Source organism: Solirubrobacter phytolaccae, from assembly GCF_027587195.1.
Classification (GTDB): domain Bacteria; phylum Actinomycetota; class Thermoleophilia; order Solirubrobacterales; family Solirubrobacteraceae; genus Solirubrobacter; species Solirubrobacter phytolaccae.
Genome location: NZ_JAPDDP010000045.1, coordinates 13,169 through 32,435, shown reverse-complemented (window position 1 = coordinate 32,435; position 19,267 = coordinate 13,169). Strand labels below are relative to the sequence as shown.

Here is a 19,267-nt window from a genome sequence, read left to right as displayed (position 1 = left end):
TCTAGCGGCACCCCGAGATCGCCGATGGGCCGGAAAAGTCGCTGTCTGAAAGGCCAGGTCCGGGACCGGAACGGACCGGGGCGACCGGATAGGGTCGGCGGCGTCGCGAATCCCCTGCTCCCTGGCTCCGCGCCGCTCAAACCGAAGGATGGCCCCATGTCCAAGCGCTGGCTGACGCTCGTCGCCACCGTTCTCGCCGCTGTGCTCCTGGCTCCCGGAGCCGCGATGGCTGCGCCGTCGTGGCTCACGCCGCAGACCTTTGAGGGAAGCGCGAGGTACTCGGAGACGAAGACCGCGATGGCCGCGGACGGGACGATCGTGACCGCGGCCACGCGGATCGGCGACGGCGGGTCGATCCAGCTCGTGGCGAGCGTCCGTCGGCCTGGGCGGGCGTTCGGGCCCGCGCAGGTGCTGGACACGGTCGCCCCGGGCGCGGCGCTGTTCCTCGGACGGGTGAACGCGTCGCCGGACGGGCAGTTCGCGATCCCGTACCTGAAGGCAGGCGCCGGCGGGATCCTGGTGTCGTTCCTGCGCGCCGACGGCACGTTCTCGCCGCCGAACTTCACGCCGGACAACCTGTACTGGGCGACGAGCAAGATGATCGGGTACGACGCCGCGTCGACGCTGTACGTCGCGCGCCCGTACCCGAGCAACGACACGCTCGGAACGGTCGAGGTGCAGCGTGCGGACGGCTCGCGGGCGACGCAGTTCTTCCCGATGACGGGGTTCGACACGAGCGAGTCGGAGACCGCGATCGCGGTCGCGCCGGACGGCAGCTTCACGGTCCTGTACACGACCCAGGCCAAAGCGGCGGGCGCCGAGTGTGGGACGCAGCGGCTGTTCGCGATCAACGGCACGGCGGCGGGAGTCGGCACGCCGCAGCTGCTCGCCGAGCGGGCACCGATCACCTACGCGCCCGGATCGGACCCGTCCTGCCTGCCGGTGAAGATCGCCGGCGTCAGCGTCCTGCGGCTCGCCGACGGGACGCTCACGGCCGTGTATGACGAGCAGGTCCCGAACCCGGCCGGGTCGTCCCTCGACGCGGCGCAGCAGATCACGCTCGTCTCCCGGGCACCGGGCGCGACGACATGGTCTGCGCCGCAGACCTTCCCGCACCCGTCCTCGCCGATCAGGCTCGCGACCACGAAGCTGACGCTCGCCGGGACGACGCCGGTGCTGACGTACTTCGATCAGGCGCTGGGGGCGAACTTCGTGTCCGTGCGCCGCCCGGACGGCAGCTGGAGGACGCCGCAGCGGGTCGGCACGGGCGCTGAGCCGGAGCTGCCGGCCAGCGTGATCGGCCTGCCGGACGGCACTTCCGAGATCGTGTACGCCGACGCCGCGGCGCTGGCGGCGTACACCCGGTCCGTGGCCGCCGACGGCACGCTCTCCGCCGCGCCGCGGCTGCTCCTCGCGAACTACACCAACCTCGCGCTGGTCAACGAGGGCATGGAAGTCGCCACCGACGGCAAGGGCAACGGCGTCCTGTCGGGCGTGTCGACCTCGGCTGACGCGGCGACGCTCACGCACGTCCCGTTCGACGGCGCCGCGCCGGTGCTGACCGACCTCGCGGTCCCCGCGGTGGGGCAGCCGGGCACGCCGCTCAGCTTCGCCACGACGGCGTTCGACGTGTGGGGTCCGGTCAAGCTCGCCTGGACGTACGGCGACGGCGCGAGCGGCGCCGGCGGCGAGCATACGTACGCGAACGCGGGCCAGTTCACCGCGACCGTGACGGCCACCGACGAGGCCGGCAACGCGAGCACGAAGAGCGGCCCGGTCGCGATCACCCTCCCGCCGCAGCGCACGGGCCCGATCCAGCCGCCGCTCCCGGCCGACACGACCGCGCCGCGCTTCACCACCAAGCCGCGCGTCACGCCGACGAAGCCCACCGCGAAGAAGGCGGCGACGCTCACGTTCGGCCTTAGCGAGGCGGCGAACGTCACCGCCGTCGTGCAGCTCAAGACGAAGGGCATCAAGCGCACCGCCAAGGGCAAGTGCGGCAAGGCGCCGAAGACGAAGCCCAAGGGCGCCAAGCCCTGCACGCTGCTGGTGACGAAGACCACGCGCAAGGGCGCGTTCAAGGTCGGCGCGGGCACGATCAAGCTGCCCAAGACGCTCAAGGCCGGCAGTTACACGATCGCCATCACCGCGACGGACACCGCCGGCAACACCGCCAAGGCGACCGCGACCTTCACGGTCCGGGCGGCGAAGAAGCGAGGTGCGTGAGCACCGCCAGCACCCGGCGGTGATCCTCGTCCGAGGGCGGTAGGTCGAGCTTCGCGAAGATCGAGTTGATGTGGTTGCTGACTGACTTCTCGGTGATGACGAGTCGGTCGGCGATCGCCGCGTTCGAGCGGCCCTCGGCCATCACGGCCAGCACCTCGCGCTCGCGCGGCGTGAGCTGGTCGAACCCGGTTCGCCGCGGGTGCAGCAGCTGCGCGACGACCTCCGGGTCGAACGCGGTCCCGCCGCCGGCCACGCGCCGCACCGACTCGACGAACTCGCGCACGTCGCCGACCCGTGACTTGAGCAGGTAGCCGACGCCGCCCGAGCGGTCCGACAGGAGCTCGGTGGCGTACAGGGGCTCGACGTACTGGGAGAGGATCAGGACCGGAAGTCCCGGCACCGCGCGGCGCGCCTCGATCGCCGCGCGCAGCCCTTCGTCAGTGAAGGTCGGCGGCAGGCGCACGTCCAGCACCGCGACGTCCGGCCGTAGCTCGACAAGCCGCTCGACCAGGCCCGCGCCGTCCTCGAGCGCCGCGACGACCTCGAAGCCGTAGGCGTCGAACATGCGGGTCAGCCCGTCGCGCAGCAGGCTGAGGTCTTCGGCTACGACGACGCGCACGCCAGCTCCACGGTCACGACGGTGGGACCTCCGACCGGGCTCGAGACATCGAGCACGCCGTCGAACGGGGCGAGCCGGCGCTGGAGCCCGCGCAGCCCGCTGCCGTCCTCCACACGCGCGCCGCCGCGCCCGTCGTCGGTCACGCGCAGCACGACGCCGTCGTCCACAGTCACCGCGATGTGCGACGCGCCGCTGTGGCGCAGCGCGTTGGAGACGAGCTCGACCGCCGTGAAGTAGAGCGCGGACTCCAGCGGCGCCGGCAGTCGGCGACGCAGCGCGACCTCACACTCGACACCGCTGCGCACCGCCAAGGCCTCGAGCGCGCCGCCGAGCCCACGCTCGGAGAGCACGGGCGGATGGATCCCGTGCACGAGCGCGCGCAGCTCCGCCATCGCCGCTTCCGCCCCCGCGCGCGCCTCCAGCAGCAGGCCGCGCGCGGCCGTCGGGTCACGGTCGAGCATGTCCTCGGCCATCCCGAGCTGCAGCGAGAGCGCAACGAGCTGCGCCTGCGCGCCGTCATGGAGGTCACGTTCGATCCGCCGCAGCTCCAGGGCGGACGCGTCCAACGCCGCCGACCGCGTCTCGGTCAGCCACTCCACGCGCTCGGCGAGCGACGGCGCGAGCAGCCGCCGCGTCCGCCACGCCTCCGCCCGCACGAACCGCGGCGCGAGCCGCCAGGCCACCCACAGCATCAACGCCCCGACCGGCACCGCGAAGAACGCGCCCGCGAGATCGTCGACGACGACCCACTGGTACCAGAGCTCCCCGTCGCCTTCGAGCGCGAACAGCAGCGGCATCCCGACCCCCATCAGCCCGGCCAGCGCGAGGTCGAGCCAGAACACGGCGAGCAGCAGCCCGAGCGGCGTCGCCAGCCACGTGAGCTCCCGCCAGAGCGAGGTGGGCGCGGTTCCGGCGAGCCGCCGCACGCGCTTCCGCACGCGCGGCATCGCGAACGGCGCGGCGACGAGCAGCAGGAGCCCGAAGAGCCCTTCCCAACCGGCGCGTAGGAGGCGGACGACCGCGTTCACAGAGACGAACCTAGGACGCACGCCACGCTCCCAGAAGGGTGCCAGCACCTGTCTCGATCAAGGTCCCTGCGCTCTCGTCGAACCGCCGCCGCGACACGACGCTGCACGGCATGAGCATTCGACACGCCATGGCCATCGCCATCACCGGCGGTGCGCTCGCCATCACCGCCGCCCCGTCACAGGCGGCCGACACGTCCTCCCAGCTGCGCGCGCTCATCAAGCAGGACGGGTACCCCGCCGCGCTCGCCTCAGTCCGCGAGAAGAGCGGGCACGTCCGCAACGCCACGGCCGGCGTCGGCGACCTCAAGACGCGCGAGCCCGTCCCCGTCGACGGCGAGGTGCGGATCGGCAGCAACACGAAGACGTTCACCGCGGTCGTCGTCCTGCAGCTCGTCGCCGAAGGCAAGCTCGAGCTCGACGCGCCCGTCGAGCGCTACCTGCCCAAGCTGGTTCGCGGCGACGGCATCGACGGCAACAACATCACCATCCGCCAGCTGCTGCAGCACACGAGCGGGCTGCCGAACTACACGAACTTCCTCGCGGACGGCCTGCTGCCGTACCAGCACTGGTACGCCGAGCCGCGCACGCTGCTGGACCTCGCGCTCGAGCAGAAGGCCACCTCCGCGCCCGGCACGACGTTCGCCTACAGCAACACGAACTACCTGGTCGCCGGGCTCATCGTCGAGCGGGTCACGCACCGTCCGATCGCCGAGCACATCGAGCGCCGGATCATCAAGCCGCTGAACCTGCGCCGCACGTACTTCCCGGGCGTGGGGGAGGAGCGGCTGCGCGGCCCGCACCCGCACGGCTACCACCACGACGACCCGGCGCTCCCCCTCACCGACGTGAGCGAGCAGGACCCGTCCTTCGGCTGGGCGGCGGGCCAGATGGTCTCGACCCCGAGCGAGATCAACCGCTTCTTCGTGGCGCTGCTGCAGGGCCGCCTGCTGAAGCCCGAGCTGCTGCGCGAGATGCGCAAGACCGTCCCGGCGCCCGAGGTGGGCAAGGACGCGCGGTACGGCCTCGGCCTCATCAGCAACCCGCTGGCCTGCGGCGGCCTGTCGTGGGGCCACGGCGGGACGATCACCGGCTACGCCACGACGAACGCCGCGACCGACGACGGCCGCGCCGCGGCCGTCGCCGTCACCAACCTGCCGCGCACCGAGGAGCAGGTCGGCCGGATCCAGGCCGTGGTCGACGGCGCGCTCTGCTCACGCTGAGACCGACCGCCACACCTCGTCCCAACGTGCCTCGACGGCGGCGAACGCGCCGTCGTCGAGGCCGTAGGTCGTGACCACCAGCCGCCCTTCGCCGTCGGGTTTGACGCCGAGCACGGCCAGCGTGCCGTCCGCGTCGAAGCCGCGCTGGAACTGGGACGCGTGCCAGGGCGTGCCCGGCAGGTCCGCCAGGCGCGCGGGGCCTTCGCGCAGGATCGTCCGCCGCGGCGCGTCCGGCGCGACCGCCAGCCGGTGCCGGAGCTGGTGGAAGAACATGATCCAGCCCTCCTCGATGTCGCCGTAGACGTCCTTCCACTCGAGCCCGTCGAGGTCGCCGGGCTTCGTCACGCGGATCAGCGTCCGCCGCGCGTCGACCTCGATCAGCTCGATCGTCTGCTCCATGCCCATCTCGATCCGGCTCGGCGGGTGCAGCTCGGCGTGCTCGACGAAGATGACGTCGATCTCGCCGTCGAGCCCGTCGTAGTCCCAGCCGAACCAGTGCTTGATCCGCTCGGGCTCGGTCAGCTCGCGCCAGACGACGTCGCGCGGCGCGTCGACGGTCACCTCGATGTGGAACGGCTTGTCCATGCTCACGGGCGAACCATCCGGGCAGCCGCTGACGCGGCGCCATCGGGGGTCGCTTCAAGCATCGCTTCGCAGATGCTCACGCCGGGTGACCTCCGATCAGGACTCGGTACGTGCGCTCGCCGGGGCCGAACTCCGCCGCCAGCTCCGCGACACGATCGGCCAGCGCGTCGGCGAAGCGCTCCAGGTCCGCCGGGCGGGAGAAGCCGACCTCGGCCTCGATCGCGAAGGTGAGCAGGCGCTGGCCGCGTGCGGTCGCGGCGGTGCGGGCCGCGGCGACGTCGCGCACCAGCCGCGCGCCGCCGGCGAGCAGCGTGTCGGCCGCGAAGCGGTCCTGCTCCCCGCGCAGCTCGCCGACCACCGTCGGCTCCACGACGACCGCGTGGCAGGTGGCGCGCACGATCCGCTCGGTGCAGCCGCGCCGCGCCCGCTCCTCGTGCAGCTCCACGAGCCCGTCGCGCTCCAGCGCGCGCACGTGGTAGTTCACGCGCTGGCGTGACTCGCCGAGCCGCGAGGCCAGCTCTGTGGCCGAAGCGGGCCCTTCTCGCAGCCCCTCTAGCACGGAACGGCGGAGCGGCGCAAGCGGTTTGGACACAAAGTCGACGACCCCCATACGGGGGTCTATCCTCGTTTAGGAAAGTGAATTTGTCAAATGGCGTGCCGATGACAAGAGCAATGGAGCGCATCGTGATCTTCGATCTCGACGACACGCTCGTGCACTCGAACGCGGTGCGCGAGGCGTTCGCCTGTGTCGCGCGCGAGCGGGGGATCGACCCCGTGCTGATGACGCGCACGCTCGACACGCTCCCCGGCCGGCCCGCCCAGGACATCTTCGAGTGCCTCGGCCTCGACGCCGCAGCCGCGCAGGCCGCGACCGACCGCTTCCTCGCCCGCCTCGACGAGCTCAACGGCGCGCTGCCGACCGTCGCCTACGCCGACGCGCACGACACGCTCAACGCGCTCGCCGCCCGCGGCTGCACGCTCGCCCTGAGCACGGGCTCGCCGCCCGAGCGCGCCCGCCAGATCCTCGACCAGGAGGGCTGGGACGCGTTCAAGGTCGTCCTCGGCTCCACCGACGCGTGCCGCAAGGGCCACGCGCACTACGAGCAGGTGGCCGCCGCCCAGGCCGCCGACCCGCGCTGGACCCGCCGGGCGATCACGGTCGGCGACAGCCCGGCCGACATGCGCCTCGGCGCCGAGCACGGGGTGCCGATCCGGATCGGCATCGACCGCGACGGCGACCCGCGCCCGCTCCTCGCCGCCGGCGCGACGCACGTCGTCTCCGGCCTCGCGGACATCCTGCGGATCATCCCCACCTGACGCCGTCCTCCAGGTGACGCGGGGCACAGTCCTCGCTCGGCACCGCGATATAGTTGCTTGCAGAACGCAACTAATTTGCCTGATGCCAGAACCCGTCGAAGACCTCGTGATCGCCCTCTACCGCCTCGGCCGCGTCCAGCGCGCCATCGCCCGCGACGCGCTCGCGGAGCTCGGCGGCCAGGGGTTCGCCGCGCTGGCCGTCGTCCACCGGGACGGTCCCGCGCGCGTGAGCGAGGTCGCCGAGCACCTGAGCGTCGACCTGTCGGTGGCCAGCCGCCAGGTCGCGGCGCTCGCGCTCGCCGGCTACGTCGAGCGCGAGCCCGACCCCGACGACCGCCGCGCGACCCGCATCCACCTGACGACCGCGGGCACGCGCGTGCTGCGCGACTCGCACCGCCGGATGGTCGCCACGGCCGAGACCGCCCTGAACGCGTGGTCCGCCCAGGACGTCACGAGCCTCGCCGCGCAGCTCGAGCGGCTGCGCGAGGACTTCGCCGCGGTGGCATCGCTACCGATTCAGAAGGACGCCGCATGAGCACCACCGCCGCCGAGTTACCGGCACCCGCCCAAGCCCAGATGTCGCATCGGGAGGTGCTCGAGGCGCTCTCGGGCCTCCTGCTCGCGATGTTCGTCGCGATCCTCTCGAGCACGATCGTCTCGACGGCGCTGCCGCAGATCATCGGCGACCTCGGCGGCTCGCAGTCGAGCTACACGTGGGTGGTCACGAGCACGCTGCTCGCGCTCACCGTCACCACGCCGATCTGGGGCAAGCTCGCCGACCTGTTCGACCGCAAGCTGCTCGTCCAGACCGGCCTCGTCCTCTACACGGTCGGCTCGATCCTCGCCGGGCTTTCCGAGTCCACGAGCTTCCTGATCGCCTGTCGCGTGCTGCAGGGCATCGGCGTCGGTGGCCTCACCGCGCTCGTGCAGGTGATCCTCTCCGACCTCGTCTCCCCGCGTGAGCGCGGCCGCTACGCCGGCTACCTCGGCGCGGTGTTCGGCGTCGGCACCGTCGCCGGCCCGCTGATCGGCGGCGTCGTCACCGACGGGCTCGGCTGGCGCTACTGCTTCTACATCGGCGTCCCGTTCGCGATCGCCGCGTTCGTCCTGCTGCAGAAGACGCTGCACCTCCCGCGCCGCCGCCGCGAAGCCAAGATCGACTACCTCGGCGCGACGCTGATCGCCGGTGGCGTCTCCAGCTTGCTGATCTGGGTCTCGCTCGCCGGCCAGCAGTACGACTGGGTGAGCTGGCAGACCGCCGTGCTCGTCGTCGGTGGCATCGTCCTCTTGGTCGCCGCGGTGTTCTCGATGGGTCGCGTGAAGGAACCGCTGATCCCGCTGCGCCTATTCAAGGACCGCAGCGTCGTCCTCGCGGTCATCGCCTCGATCGCCGTCGGCATCGCGATGTTCGGGACCACCGTCTTCCTCAGCCAGTACATGCAGGTCGCGCGTGGCAAGTCGCCGACGGAGTCCGGCCTGCTGACGATCCCGATGGTCACCGGCCTGTTCCTCGCCTCCACGATCGTCGGCCGCCTCGTCACCCAGACCGGCCACTACAAGCGGTTCCTGGTCACCGGCGGGGTCCTGCTGACGGTCGGGCTCGGCCTGATGGGCACGCTCGACGAGACCACGAGCCTGGTCGAGCTCGGCTTCTTCATGGCGATCATGGGCTCCGGCGTCGGCATGCTGATGCAGAACCTGGTGCTCGTCGTCCAGAACACGGTGCGCCAGGAGGACATCGGCGCGGGCTCCTCGCTGATCGCCTTCTTCCGAAGCCTCGGCGGCGCGATCGGCGTGAGCGTCCTCGGCGCCCTGCTCGCCCACCACGCGCGCACGGACATCACGAGCGGGCTCTCCGACGCGGGCCTCCAGGCCACCGGCAGCGCCGACAAGGTGCCGGACGTCTCCACGCTTCCGGGTCCGGTCGCCCAGATCGTCGAGCACGCCTACGGCACCGGCGTGGGCGAGATCTTCCTGACCGCCGCGCCGCTCGGCCTGATCGCGCTGATCGCCGTCGCCTTCCTGCGCGAAGTGCCGCTGGGCGGCAAGAGCGGCATCGACATCGCCCGTGAGCGGGCCACCACCACCAACCAAGGAGCGGCCTCATGAGCGTCGCCGACCCCGAGCGGACCGAGACTCTCGGCGAGCTCAAGCTGCACCGCATCCTCGTCGCCGTCGACGGCTCCGAGCATGCCGACCTCGCGCTGTCCGCGGCGATCACCGCCGCCAACCGCGACAACGCCACCATCACGCTGATCACCGTCGGCCCCGACCTCGCGGCCGGGCCGGCGGCCTGGTCGCTGCCACTCGCCGGCGCGCTCGACCAGGACGCCGTCGACGAGGACGCGAGCAAGCGCCTGAAGGCGACGCTGAAGCGGATGCCGGAAGCCATCCCCGTGACCACGCTCTACCGGCGCGGCAAGCCGGGCTGCGAGATCGTCAAGGCCGCCCTCGAGGGCGACTACGACGCGATCATCCTCGGTGCCCGCGGCGTCGGCCGGGTCGGCTCGATGCTCGGCAGCGTCTCGAGCTACGTCATGCACCACGCGAAGACCTCGGTCTTCGTGGCGCACGGCTCCCCGGCTCAGAAGGTGGAGTAGCCCGAGCGGGCCGGCTTCGACGTGCCGGTCCCCTCGAAGTAGCCGCTCACGCGGTAGCTGCCGCTCGGCAGCGTCGGAATGTCCTTGGTGAAGCGCCCCGTGCGCTTCACCGCGACCTTCACGCGCCGCACGATCGCCCACTTGGCGCCACGCTTGCGCTCGATGGTCACGCGCACGTAGCCCGCCACGGCGCCCTTGACGCTGCCCACGAGCTTCGTGCGCGAGCCGCGGACGGAGACGCGGGTCGAGCCGGGCGCCTTCGCACCCGCGGTGCCGCCGGCGCGGGCGATGCGCGCGCCGTTGCCGCCCGTGGAGACGGTCGTGATCTTGGTGGGCGCGGACGGCGGGGCGGTCGCGACGGGTGGGACCGAGACGGTGGACACGCCCACGCCGGTCTCGGTCGGCGCGACGGGGGTCGGCGTCGGGGTGGGGGTGGAGACCGGCACGGGGATCGGCACGAGCACCGCGCCCTGGCCGCCGGCGAGCGTGACCGACGTGCGCGGCACGCCGTCAAGGTCCCGATAGCCGTCGGGGACGGTGATCGTGCGCGTGGCGCGGTAGGGCTCGTTGACGAGCACGATGCCGCGCGTGAAGTCGCGGCGCCACGTGCCCGTGGCGACCTGGTAGCGGCCGGTGTTCGGCGTGCCCACGTCCACGGTGTAGCCCGCCCACAGCGGCGTGGTGGACGCGTCGTTGGCGATCGCGGAGATGCCGTTGCCGACGAGCAGGTAGCTCGCGAGCCCGTACATGCGCGCGGCCGCGGCCGTGGTCGGGAAGTCGAGGATGACGCCGCCGCCGCGGGCCTGCTCGCGCTCGATGAACCCCGCGAGCGTCTGGTAGCCGTAGGTGCCGCCGCCGTAGGTGACGAGCGCGCCGTTGAAGCCGCCGTCGACGGAGAGGAAGTTCGCGGCCTGGATCGCGCGCAGCACGTCCGTGCCGGAGTCGCCCTTGTACCAGAGGACGTCGTGCACGATCTCGGCGCTCGGCAGCGCGGCGCGCACGGCGACGAGGAAGTCCGCCATGTACTTCTGCCAGTTGGCCTCGGTCATCGCGGCGCCGGTGCGCGGGTCGATCGGCGTGCGCGACGTGCCGCTGAGGTTCGTGGCGCGGCGCTCCATGAAGGCGTCGTCGACGTACAGGCCGCGCGCGCCGCTCGTGGCGGCCTGGGCCTTGGCGATCCACCAGCTGCGGAACGCGGCGTTGCCGAAGTCGGCCGCGGCGCGCGTGCCGATGTACAGCGGTGTGTTCGAGGCGTCCTTGAGCTGCCACTCGGGATGGGCGGCGAGCTCGGCGGGGTCGAGGCCGTAGGCGTGCTGGCGCACCCACGCGCCGGGCACCCACGAGGGACGCACCGTGGCGTCCGCCGTACCACGGACGATGCGCGGCGCTGCCGCGTCAGCCGAGGCGGTGCAGCAGAGCGTGAAGATGGCGAAGAGGGCAGCGGCCAGCGGCCCCCGGAACGTGCTCGGCATCGGGGTCTTTCGTAAGGACGGCGGTACACCCTGGTTTTCGGCAGCAACGCACCGGCCCTGAAGGGCGCTGGCGCACCGGTCCCTACGCTGTCAGATATGGCACGGACCCTGGTGGACCTCCCGTAGATGCGAGCCCTCGTGACCGGCGGGGCCGGGTTCATCGGCAGCCACCTCGTCGACGCCCTGCAGGCCGCGGGCCACGACGTCGCGGTGGTCGACCATCTCAGCCGCGGGCACACGCGCAACCTCGAGCGGGCGATCGGGCGCGGCGTGGCCATCCACAAAACCGATGTCACCGACGTGCCGGCGATGCTCGCGGTCTTCCAGGCCGTTCGGCCCGACGCCGTCTACCACCTTGCCGCGCAGATCGATGTGCGCCGCTCGATCGCGGACCCGTCGACCGACGCGCACGTGAACATCGGCGGCACCGCGGCGGTGCTCGAGGCCGCGCGTGAAGTCGGCACCCCGCGCGTCATCTTGGCCAGCACGGCGGGTGTGTACGGGGACCCCGGGACGCTGCCGACGCCCGAGCACTCGCCGATCGCGCCGCTCAGCCCGTACGGTGCGAGCAAGGCCGCGGCCGAGAGCTACATGCAGCTGTTCACGCGTCTGCACGGGATCTCGACGCTCGCGCTGCGGATGGCCAACGTCTACGGCCCGCGCCAGGACCCGCACGGCGAGGCGGGTGTGGTCGCGATCTTCAGCGGCGCCGCGCGCGAGGGTCGCACGGCGACGATCTACGGCGACGGCACGCAGACACGCGACTACGTGCACGTCTCGGACGTCGTGAGGGCGTTCGTCGCCGCCGGGCGTTCACCGGTCACCGGGGTGCTGAACGTCGCCACCGGCCAGGAGACCAGCGTGTTCGGGCTGGCCAAGCAGTTCGGGCTGGACATGCAGTTCATGCCGGGGCGCGCGGGGGAGATCCAGCGCTCCTGCCTGAACCCGACCGCGGCGGCGCACAGCCTCGGTTGGCGTGCCGAGGTCGTGCTGGCCGACGGTTTGGAGTCGCTCCGGTGAGCGGTCCGGGCGCCGCGAGACGAGTGCCGGCCGGCTGCGCCTGATCGGCGCTGGCGCGCCGATCCCTACGCTGTCAGCCATGGGACGGACCTTGGTCACCGGCGGCGCCGGCTACATCGGGATGGAGCTGTGCGACGAGCTCCTCCAGTCGGGGCACGACGTCACCGTGCTCGACCGGCTGCTGCACGGGCAGGCCGACCACGCGCAGGCGCTGCGCGAGCGCGGCGTGACCGTCGTCGAGGGCGACATCCGCGACCCGGTCGCGCGCGGCCACGCGCTCCAGGGCGCCGACGCGGTCGTCCACCTCGCGGCGATCGTCGGCGACCCGGCGTGCGCGCGTGACCCGGAGCTCGCGAACGAGGTCAACGTCGAGGCGAGCCTGGCGCTGGCGAGCGAGGCGGCCGGCCAGGTCGAGCGCTTCGTGATGGCGAGCACCTGCTCGAACTACGGGCGCATGGCCGATCCGACGACGCCGATCGACGAGACCGGCGAGCTCGCCCCGGTGAGCCTGTACGCGGAGCAGAAGGTGGCGATCGAGCAGCACCTGCTCGGCCTGGACCCGGCGCCGTTCACGCTCACCTGCCTGCGCTTCGCGACGGTCTACGGCGTCGCGCCGCGGATGCGCTTCGACCTCACCGTCAACGAGTTCACGCGCGACCTCTGGGACGACCGCAAGCTCGAGGTCTTCGGCGAGCAGTTCTGGCGCCCGTACGTGCACGTGCGCGACGCGGCGCGGGGCATCCGCACCATCCTCGAGGCCCCGGTCGAGGCGGTCGCGGGTGAGGTCTTCAACGTCGGCGACACGCGCGAGAACTACCGCAAGCTGGACCTCGTGGAGGAGATCCGCCGCCAGACCGACCGCGGCGAGGTCAGCTACGTCCGTCGCGAGGAAGACCCGCGCGACTACAAGGTCAACTTCGACAAGATCGCCGCGCGGCTCGACTACAAGATCACGAAGACGGTGCCGGAAGGCATCGCCGAGCTGATCGGAGAGCTCGAGGCCGGGCGCTTCGCCGACTCCGACGAAGCGCGCTACCGCAACTAGCCCCTGCGCAGGGACCAGCGCCGGCGCGTGGGTGCCGGCGCGGCCGGGGCGGGCGGCAGCGCCTCGCCCGCCAGGATCGCGGCCGGCGCGTCCGTGACCATCCAGCGCGCCCGCGGATGATCGGACGCGGCGACGGCCTCGGCCAGCCCGGCGCGGCCGCCGACGTTGTGCGCGTCGCTGGCGATCACGTGCGCGCGGCCCTCGGCGATCAGCGCGTGGGCGAGCGCGCAGGCGCGCGAGCGCCGGCCTGCGGTGACCGAGGCGCCCGTGAGCTGCACCAGCACCCCGCTGTCCACGATCCGGCCGAGCCGCTCCGGGTCGCGCTGGAAGGTCGGGTTGCGCTCCGGATGGGCGAGCAGGATCCGGAAGCCGCGCGTGCGGATCCGGAAGAGCAGCTCCTCGAGCACCATGGGCAGCTCGCCGTACGGGGTCTCCACGAGCAGGTCGGTGCCGCGCCCGCCGTAGGAGACCGCGCGCAGGGTCTCGTCGGTCTGGTGCTGCGCCCACACCGCGTCGACCTCGCCGCCGACGAGGACCTCGAGCGGCACGCCGCGCGCCTGCAACGCGGCCTGCAGCGCCGCGACGCGGCCCGGAAGCTCGGCCGGATCGAGGTCCGGGTAGTCGTGCCGCAGGTGCGGCGTGGCGACCATCGTCCGCACGCCGGTGGCGGCGGCGTGCTCGGCCAACGCGACGGCGGCGGCCTCGTCGGGCGCGCCATCGTCGATCCCGGGCAGCAGATGCGCGTGTAGGTCGATCAGGGCTCTGTCAACATCGGGAACAGGGATGGACGCTACCGAACGCTCACCGGAGATCCCGCTCTTCGACCTGCGGCTGTCCGGAGAGGACGTCGAGGCGGTCCTCGACGTGCTGCGCTCGGGCTGGCTGACGATGGGCCCGCTGACCGCCGAGTTCGAGCGCACGTTCGCCGAGCACCTGGGCGTCAAGCACGCCGTCGCGGTCTCCTCCTGCACCGCCGCGCTGCACCTCGCCTACCTCGCCGCCGGTGTCGGCCCGGGCGACGAAGTGATCGTGCCCGCGCTCACGTTCGCGGCCACCGCCGCGGCCGTCGTCTACTGCGGCGCGACCCCGGTGTTCGCCGACGTCGTCGGCCCGGAGCAGCTCGACCTGGACCCCGCGTCCGTCGAGCGCGCGATCACGCCGCGCACGAAGGCCGTCTGCGTCGTGCACTTCGCGGGCTACCCGGCCCGGGTGCAGGCGCTGCGCGAGCTCTGCGACGCGCACGGCCTCGCGCTGATCGAGGACGTCGCGCACGCGCCGCAGGCCTACGTGGACGGTCGCGCGGCCGGCTCGTTCGGGCTCGCGGGCGCGTTCTCGTTCTTCTCCAACAAGGTGCTGGCGTGCGGTGAGGGTGGGCTCGTCGCCACCGATGACGACGCCGTCGCCGCGCTCGCCCGGTCCCGCCGCAGCCACGGCATGACGTCCGGCACGTGGAGCCGCCACACCGGCGAGACGATCACCTACGACGCCGAGGGCCTGGGCTACAACTACCGGCTGGATGAGCCGCGCGCCGCGCTGCTGCTCTCGCGCTTCAAGCGGCTGGACGCGGAGATCGCGCGCCGCCGGGAGCTCACCCGCGCCTACCGCGTGGCGCTCGCCGGCCACGACGGGTTGATCGTGCCCTACACGGACGAGGACGTCGAGCATTCGAGTTGCTACGTGATGCCGGTGCTCGTGCGCGACGCGGCGCGCCGTGACGCGATCCGCCTCGCGCTGCGCGAGAAGCACGGCGTCCAGACGTCGATCTTCTATCCCGCGGTCCACGAGTTCACCGCCTACCGCGAGCGCTTCGGCACCCCGTCGCTGCCGCACACCGAGCATGCGGCGCGCGCGGAGATCACGATCCCGCTGCACATGGCGATGGACGCCGCCGCGCAGGAGCGCGTGATCGCCGCCCTCGAGGACACCGTGTGAGCTGGGAGATCCCGCTCACCGACGTCGTCGTGACCGAGGAGGACCTCGCGGCCGCGCGCGCGTGCCTGGAGTCGGGCTGGCTGACCATGGGCCCGCGGACCGGCGCGTTCGAGACCGCGATGACCGAGTGGCACGGCGTGCCGCACGCCGCGGCCGTCTCCAGCGGCACGGCCGCGCTGCACCTCGCCTGCCGCGCGCTCAACCTCGGGCCCGGGGACGAGGTGATCGTGCCCGCGTTCACCTTCCTGGCCAGCGCGGGCTGCGTGCGCTACTGCGGCGCGACGCCGGTGCTGGCGGACGTGGTCGCCCCCGAGCGCCCGAACCTGGACCCGGCGGACGTCGAGCGCCGGATCACGCCGCGCACGAAGGCCGTGATCGCCGTGCACTTCTGGGGCTATCCGGCCGACATCGCGGGGCTGCGGGCGGTCTGCGAGCCGCGCGGCATCGCGATCATCGAGGACGCCGCGCAGGCGATCGGCGCGCGCGTCGACGGCGACCAGCTCGCCGGCACCGCGGGCACGCTCGGCTGCCTGTCGTTCTTCTCCAAGAAGCAGCTGTCGGTGGGTGAGGGCGGCATGGTGCTCACGCGCGATCCGGAGCTGGACGCGTCCGTGCGCTCGTTGCGCTCGCACGCGATGACCTCCGGGACCTGGGACCGCCACACGGGCCGCCAGGAGTCCTACGACGTCGTCGGCTTCGGCTTCAACTACCGGATGGACGAGCTGCGTGCCGCGTTCGGGCTTGCGCGGCTCGGGCGGCTGCGGAGCGAGATCGAGCATCGACGCGCGGCCGTGCGCGGCTACCGCGAGCGGCTCGCCGACGTGCCCGGGGTGACGCTCGTGTGGGACGACGCGGCGGTCGAAGCCGGCTCGCACTTCGCGTTCGCGGTGCTGTTCGCCGACGGCGCCGCCCGGGCCCGCGCGCGCGACCTGCTCGCCGAGCGCGGCATCCAGACCACGCGCTACCCCGTCCTGCACGCGCTGACCGAGTACGCGTCGTTCGCCGGCTACGGCACGCTGCCGGCCGCCGAGGCCGCGGCCGACCGGCACCTCGCGCTGCCGCTGTCCGCGCTGACCACCGAAGCGCACCTGGACGCCGTCAGCGAAGCGGTGCGCGCCGCGGCATGAGCGACGACTACGAGCGCCGGACGGGCGGGGCGAGCGACCGGCTGCGGCACGTGTACCGGGTCCTCGGCGCGCGCCGGCTGCGGCACGTGGACGCGGCGGCACGCGCGGTCTACATCGCGTGGCAGCGCTGGCGGTTCGCGACCCTGCTCGCGTCCGACCTGGAGAGCTACCGCGCCTACCGGCGGGCGGACCATCGCGGCGGCCCCGTCCGTGACACGACCGAGCGCGTAAGGATCAAGCCGCTCGGCGGGCACGCGGTCGAGCTGCGGCCGGGAACCAGCGACGCGCAGATGCTGCGCGAGACGTTCCGCGACAACGTCCACCGCCCTGAGCTCCGGTCGGGCGCGCGGAACATCGTCGACATCGGCGCGAACATCGGGATCACCGTCGCCGACAACGCCCTGCGCCATCCCGACGCGCGGATCGTCGCCGTCGAGCTGGACGCGGGCAACGTCGAGCTCGCCCGGCGCAACACGGCGCGCTGGGCCGACCGCGCAACGCTCCTGCACGGCGCCGCCTGGGTCGAGGACGGCGAGATCGCCTACGTCAACGAGCACGGGCACGAGTTCGGCTTCTTCGTCGCCGACGGCGGGGAGGCCCGCGCGCCGGCGTTCTCGATGGCGACGATCCTGGGTCATGTGCCCGCGGGCGAGCGGGTCGACTTCCTCAAGATGGACGTCGAGGGCGTGGAGGCGAAGCTGCTCGTCCCCGCGGCACCGCACTGGGCCGATCGCGTGGACGAGATCGCGCTCCAGGTGCACCACGACTACACGGTCGAAGACTGCGTGCGCGACCTCACGGCGCTGGGCTTCGACGCCCGGCGCGATCCGCGCCGGATCGACTTCGTCCGCGGTCAGCGCTCGGCGGGTTGATCCGCCTCTTCGCCCAACAGGCGGTGCCGGACGGTCTCGAACTCCTGCATCGCGCGCTCGTAGTCGTCGTGGCGCCCGAGGTCCAGCCAGTAGGCGTCCGGGCGGAACGCGCGCACGTGCTCACGCGCGCCGATGAGTCGCAGGATGAGGTCGGGGAAGTCCAGCCGGACGCCCGGCTCGATGTGCTCGAGCACACGCGGATGGAAGGTGTAGATGCCCATCGACGCCTCGTAGTAGAGCGTCGGCTTCTCGGTGTAGTCGGTGACGCGCCCCTCGTCGCCGACGTCCTGGAAGTGCATGACGCCGAGGGACACCTCGATCGTGCGGCTCGTCGTCGCGATCGTCGAGGCGGCGCCCGAGGAGCGATGGTCGGCCATCAGCGCCTCGTAGGACATGTCCGTGAGGATGTCCCCGTTCATCACCAGGAACGAGTCGTCGAGGCCTTCGATCAGCCGCAGCGCGCCGACCGTGCCGAGCGGCTCGCGCTCGCGGAAGTAGTCGATCCGCATCCCGTACGCGCTGCCGTCGCCGCAGAAGGCCTCGATCAGCTCGGCGAGGTAGCCCGTCGCGATCGTCACGTGCTCGACGCCCGCGCGGCAGAGCTGACGCAGCACGATGTCCAGGACGGGGCGGTCCTTGACCGGCATCAGCGGCTTCGGGATAACCGCGGTGTACGGGCGCAGGCGCACGCCTTCGCCGCCCGCAAGGACCACCGCTCGCCTCATCGCACTACTTTCAGGTGGTTATCGGTCGGCACGTCGTTCAAGATGGTGTACCCGTGACCGGCGCTCGTACGATCGCTCGCAACGCGCTGGTCGTGAGTGCCGCCCAGGTGCTGGGCAAGCTGGCCTCGCTCGGATTCTACGTCGTGATGGCGCGTGTCCTGGGCGAGCACGGCTTCGGCGCCTACACGTTCGCGCTCTCGCTCGCCCAGCTGATGACGACCTTCGCCGGCTTCGGGATCGACGAGTGGACGGGGCGGACGGTCGCGCGCGACCCGAGCACCGCCTCGCGGCTGATCACCGACGGACTGCTCGCCAAGACCGTGTTCGGCGTCTCCGGCTGCGTCGCGGCGGTGCTCTTCGCGGTGGTGGGGGGGTACCCGGGCGAGGTGCAGGCCACGGTCGCCCTGCTGGCGCTCGGCACGCTCGTCGAGCTCTACATGAACACGTTCAACGCCACCTTCCAGGGGCTCGACGACCAGCGCTGGCCGGCGGCGGCGGCGATGCTGGAGCGGGCCTCGATCGGCATCTTCGGCATCATCGCGCTGCTGGCCGGGGCGGGGATCGTGGTGGTCGCGGCGATCTATCTCGCGTGCGCGCTGGCCGCCGCCGCGCTCGTCGCCGTGCGCCTGGCGGCGGTCGGCGTCCGCCCCGAGCCGTCGGCGTCGGCGGCGCGCTCGCTCGCGCTGGTGAAGATGACGTTCACGATCGGGCTGACCGTGCTGCTCAACACGGCGCTGTTCCGGGTCGACACGGTGCTGCTGTCGATGCTCAAGGACAACGCCGCCGTCGGCTTCTACGGCGCGGCGTACCGGCTGCTCGAGAGCCCGTTGCTGGTGGCCTACGCGCTGACGGGCGCGCTGCTGCCCTCGTTGTCGCGCGCCTCGCGGACGAGCAGCCCATCGATCGGTGAGTTCGCCACGACGGGCCTGAAGCTGACCCTGTGCCTGATGGCCCCGCTCGGGACGGCGTACGCGCTGCTCGCCGAGCCGCTCGTCGACCTCGTGTACGGCAGCGACTACGGGCCCGCGATCCCGGCAGTGCGGTTGCTGGGCGGCGCCGCGGCGCTGTACGGCGTGGGCTACTTCGCCTCGTTCGTCCTCATCGCCCAGGGGCGGCAACGGATCCTGCCGGTGGTCGTCGCGGTCGTGCTGGTCTTCAACGTCATCGCGAACCTGATCCTGATCCCGTCGCTGTCGTTCCGGGGTGCGGCGCTGGTCACCTCGCTGTCGGAGCTGCTGCTGGCCGTGGCGTTCATGGTCTACGTCGTCCGCGTGACCGGGCGCCTCCCCGCGGGCCGGATCGTGACCGGGCCGCTCGCGGGCTGCCTGGCGATCGCGCTCCTCACGCTGGCGATGGGACCCACGCTGGCGGCGCTGCTCATCGCGCCGGTCGTCTACGTCGCGGTGCTGGTCGCGGTCGAGCGCTGGCGCTACCCGGAGGACGTCCGCCGCGTGTGGGCGACGCTGCGCCGCTCGTAGC

General features: G+C 72.4%; 19 protein-coding genes. 12 read left to right on the top strand and 7 right to left on the bottom strand.

What is annotated here, in order from left to right:
- The first annotated feature begins 156 nt into the window (after positions 1–156).
- Positions 157–2,226: a PKD domain-containing protein gene (locus OJ997_RS22070; RefSeq protein WP_270027403.1), complete on the top strand. Its 2,070-nt coding sequence runs from the start codon at positions 157–159 to the stop codon at positions 2,224–2,226.
- Here the strand turns inward: OJ997_RS22070 and OJ997_RS22065 are convergent.
- Both OJ997_RS22065 and OJ997_RS22060 read right to left on the bottom strand, forming a co-directional pair.
- On the bottom strand, positions 2,192–2,845 hold the full coding sequence (locus tag OJ997_RS22065; RefSeq protein ID WP_270027402.1) for a LuxR C-terminal-related transcriptional regulator: 654 nt from the start codon (positions 2,843–2,845) through the stop codon (positions 2,192–2,194). The two genes, OJ997_RS22070 and OJ997_RS22065, sit on opposite strands and share 35 nt — an antisense overlap.
- Positions 2,830–3,873, bottom strand: coding sequence for a sensor histidine kinase (locus OJ997_RS22060; RefSeq protein WP_270027401.1), 1,044 nt, complete (start codon positions 3,871–3,873; stop codon positions 2,830–2,832). The genes OJ997_RS22065 and OJ997_RS22060 overlap by 16 nt, the downstream gene beginning before the upstream one ends.
- Before the next feature lie 110 nt (positions 3,874–3,983).
- On the opposite strand from OJ997_RS22060, the gene OJ997_RS22055 reads away from it, so the two are divergent.
- Positions 3,984–5,093, top strand: coding sequence for a serine hydrolase domain-containing protein (locus OJ997_RS22055; RefSeq protein WP_372517922.1), 1,110 nt, complete (start codon positions 3,984–3,986; stop codon positions 5,091–5,093).
- Here the strand turns inward: OJ997_RS22055 and OJ997_RS22050 are convergent.
- Complete coding sequence (locus OJ997_RS22050) at positions 5,085–5,684, bottom strand: SRPBCC family protein (RefSeq protein WP_270027399.1); 600 nt, start codon at positions 5,682–5,684, stop codon at positions 5,085–5,087. The genes OJ997_RS22055 and OJ997_RS22050 overlap by 9 nt on opposite strands.
- Before the next feature lie 70 nt (positions 5,685–5,754).
- Complete coding sequence (locus OJ997_RS22045; RefSeq protein WP_272600101.1) at positions 5,755–6,288, bottom strand: ArsR/SmtB family transcription factor; 534 nt, start codon at positions 6,286–6,288, stop codon at positions 5,755–5,757.
- A 62-nt stretch (positions 6,289–6,350) separates the two neighbouring features.
- Between OJ997_RS22045 and OJ997_RS22040 the strand changes: the two genes are divergently transcribed.
- From OJ997_RS22040 to OJ997_RS22025, 4 genes are all read left to right on the top strand, one after another.
- Entirely contained in the window at positions 6,351–6,995 is a 645-nt protein-coding gene (locus tag OJ997_RS22040) for an HAD family hydrolase (RefSeq protein ID WP_270027397.1), read from the top strand.
- Between the two features lie 82 nt (positions 6,996–7,077).
- Entirely contained in the window at positions 7,078–7,530 is a 453-nt protein-coding gene (locus OJ997_RS22035; protein ID WP_270027396.1) for a MarR family winged helix-turn-helix transcriptional regulator, read from the top strand.
- Positions 7,527–9,104, top strand: coding sequence for an MDR family MFS transporter (locus OJ997_RS22030; RefSeq protein WP_270027395.1), 1,578 nt, complete (start codon positions 7,527–7,529; stop codon positions 9,102–9,104). Before OJ997_RS22035 ends, OJ997_RS22030 begins: the two co-directional genes overlap by 4 nt.
- On the top strand, positions 9,101–9,595 hold the full coding sequence (locus tag OJ997_RS22025; protein WP_270027394.1) for a universal stress protein: 495 nt from the start codon (positions 9,101–9,103) through the stop codon (positions 9,593–9,595). The genes OJ997_RS22030 and OJ997_RS22025 overlap by 4 nt, the downstream gene beginning before the upstream one ends.
- Here the strand turns inward: OJ997_RS22025 and OJ997_RS22020 are convergent.
- The gene (locus tag OJ997_RS22020) at positions 9,580–11,067 is read right to left on the bottom strand and encodes a putative glycoside hydrolase (RefSeq protein ID WP_270027393.1); all 1,488 of its coding nucleotides are present in this window, start codon (positions 11,065–11,067) and stop codon (positions 9,580–9,582) included. The genes OJ997_RS22025 and OJ997_RS22020 overlap by 16 nt on opposite strands.
- 126 nt (positions 11,068–11,193) lie before the next feature.
- Between OJ997_RS22020 and OJ997_RS22015 the strand changes: the two genes are divergently transcribed.
- Both OJ997_RS22015 and OJ997_RS22010 read left to right on the top strand, forming a co-directional pair.
- Positions 11,194–12,087, top strand: a complete 894-nt coding sequence (locus tag OJ997_RS22015) for an NAD-dependent epimerase/dehydratase family protein (protein WP_270027392.1) — start codon at positions 11,194–11,196, stop codon at positions 12,085–12,087.
- 79 nt (positions 12,088–12,166) lie between these two features.
- Entirely contained in the window at positions 12,167–13,132 is a 966-nt protein-coding gene (locus OJ997_RS22010; protein WP_270027391.1) for an NAD-dependent epimerase/dehydratase family protein, read from the top strand.
- Here the strand turns inward: OJ997_RS22010 and OJ997_RS22005 are convergent.
- Positions 13,129–13,887, bottom strand: a complete 759-nt coding sequence (locus tag OJ997_RS22005) for a tyrosine-protein phosphatase (RefSeq protein WP_270027432.1) — start codon at positions 13,885–13,887, stop codon at positions 13,129–13,131. The genes OJ997_RS22010 and OJ997_RS22005 overlap by 4 nt on opposite strands.
- A gap of 28 nt (positions 13,888–13,915) precedes the next feature.
- On the opposite strand from OJ997_RS22005, the gene OJ997_RS22000 reads away from it, so the two are divergent.
- From OJ997_RS22000 to OJ997_RS21990, 3 genes are read left to right on the top strand one after another with little or no spacing between them, the layout of a single operon-like run.
- Positions 13,916–15,064 (top strand): DegT/DnrJ/EryC1/StrS family aminotransferase, encoded by a 1,149-nt coding sequence (locus tag OJ997_RS22000; RefSeq protein WP_270027390.1) that lies wholly within the window; start codon positions 13,916–13,918, stop codon positions 15,062–15,064.
- Complete coding sequence (locus tag OJ997_RS21995; protein WP_270027389.1) at positions 15,061–16,191, top strand: DegT/DnrJ/EryC1/StrS family aminotransferase; 1,131 nt, start codon at positions 15,061–15,063, stop codon at positions 16,189–16,191. The genes OJ997_RS22000 and OJ997_RS21995 overlap by 4 nt, the downstream gene beginning before the upstream one ends.
- Positions 16,188–17,063 (top strand): FkbM family methyltransferase, encoded by an 876-nt coding sequence (locus OJ997_RS21990; RefSeq protein WP_270027388.1) that lies wholly within the window; start codon positions 16,188–16,190, stop codon positions 17,061–17,063. The genes OJ997_RS21995 and OJ997_RS21990 overlap by 4 nt, the downstream gene beginning before the upstream one ends.
- Here OJ997_RS21990 and OJ997_RS21985 read toward each other — a convergent pair.
- The gene (locus OJ997_RS21985; RefSeq protein ID WP_270027387.1) at positions 17,045–17,788 is read right to left on the bottom strand and encodes a sugar phosphate nucleotidyltransferase; all 744 of its coding nucleotides are present in this window, start codon (positions 17,786–17,788) and stop codon (positions 17,045–17,047) included. The genes OJ997_RS21990 and OJ997_RS21985 overlap by 19 nt on opposite strands.
- 53 nt (positions 17,789–17,841) lie before the next feature.
- Here OJ997_RS21985 and OJ997_RS21980 point away from each other — a divergent pair, with 53 nt between their 5' ends.
- On the top strand, positions 17,842–19,266 hold the full coding sequence (locus OJ997_RS21980) for a flippase (protein WP_270027385.1): 1,425 nt from the start codon (positions 17,842–17,844) through the stop codon (positions 19,264–19,266).
- The last annotated feature ends 1 nt before the right edge of the window (position 19,267 follow it).

Coding starts and splice junctions, on each gene's coding strand:
- OJ997_RS22070 (WP_270027403.1), top strand. CDS start 157: ATGTCCAAGCGCTGGCTGACGCTCGTCGCCACCGTTCTCGCCGCTGTG.
- OJ997_RS22055 (WP_372517922.1), top strand. CDS start 3,984: ATGAGCATTCGACACGCCATGGCCATCGCCATCACCGGCGGTGCGCTC.
- OJ997_RS22045 (WP_272600101.1), bottom strand. CDS start 6,288: ATGGGGGTCGTCGACTTTGTGTCCAAACCGCTTGCGCCGCTCCGCCGT.
- OJ997_RS22040 (WP_270027397.1), top strand. CDS start 6,351: ATGGAGCGCATCGTGATCTTCGATCTCGACGACACGCTCGTGCACTCG.
- OJ997_RS22035 (WP_270027396.1), top strand. CDS start 7,078: ATGCCAGAACCCGTCGAAGACCTCGTGATCGCCCTCTACCGCCTCGGC.
- OJ997_RS22030 (WP_270027395.1), top strand. CDS start 7,527: ATGAGCACCACCGCCGCCGAGTTACCGGCACCCGCCCAAGCCCAGATG.
- OJ997_RS22025 (WP_270027394.1), top strand. CDS start 9,101: ATGAGCGTCGCCGACCCCGAGCGGACCGAGACTCTCGGCGAGCTCAAG.
- OJ997_RS22020 (WP_270027393.1), bottom strand. CDS start 11,067: ATGCCGAGCACGTTCCGGGGGCCGCTGGCCGCTGCCCTCTTCGCCATC.
- OJ997_RS22015 (WP_270027392.1), top strand. CDS start 11,194: ATGCGAGCCCTCGTGACCGGCGGGGCCGGGTTCATCGGCAGCCACCTC.
- OJ997_RS22010 (WP_270027391.1), top strand. CDS start 12,167: ATGGGACGGACCTTGGTCACCGGCGGCGCCGGCTACATCGGGATGGAG.
- OJ997_RS22000 (WP_270027390.1), top strand. CDS start 13,916: ATGGACGCTACCGAACGCTCACCGGAGATCCCGCTCTTCGACCTGCGG.
- OJ997_RS21990 (WP_270027388.1), top strand. CDS start 16,188: ATGAGCGACGACTACGAGCGCCGGACGGGCGGGGCGAGCGACCGGCTG.
- OJ997_RS21985 (WP_270027387.1), bottom strand. CDS start 17,788: ATGAGGCGAGCGGTGGTCCTTGCGGGCGGCGAAGGCGTGCGCCTGCGC.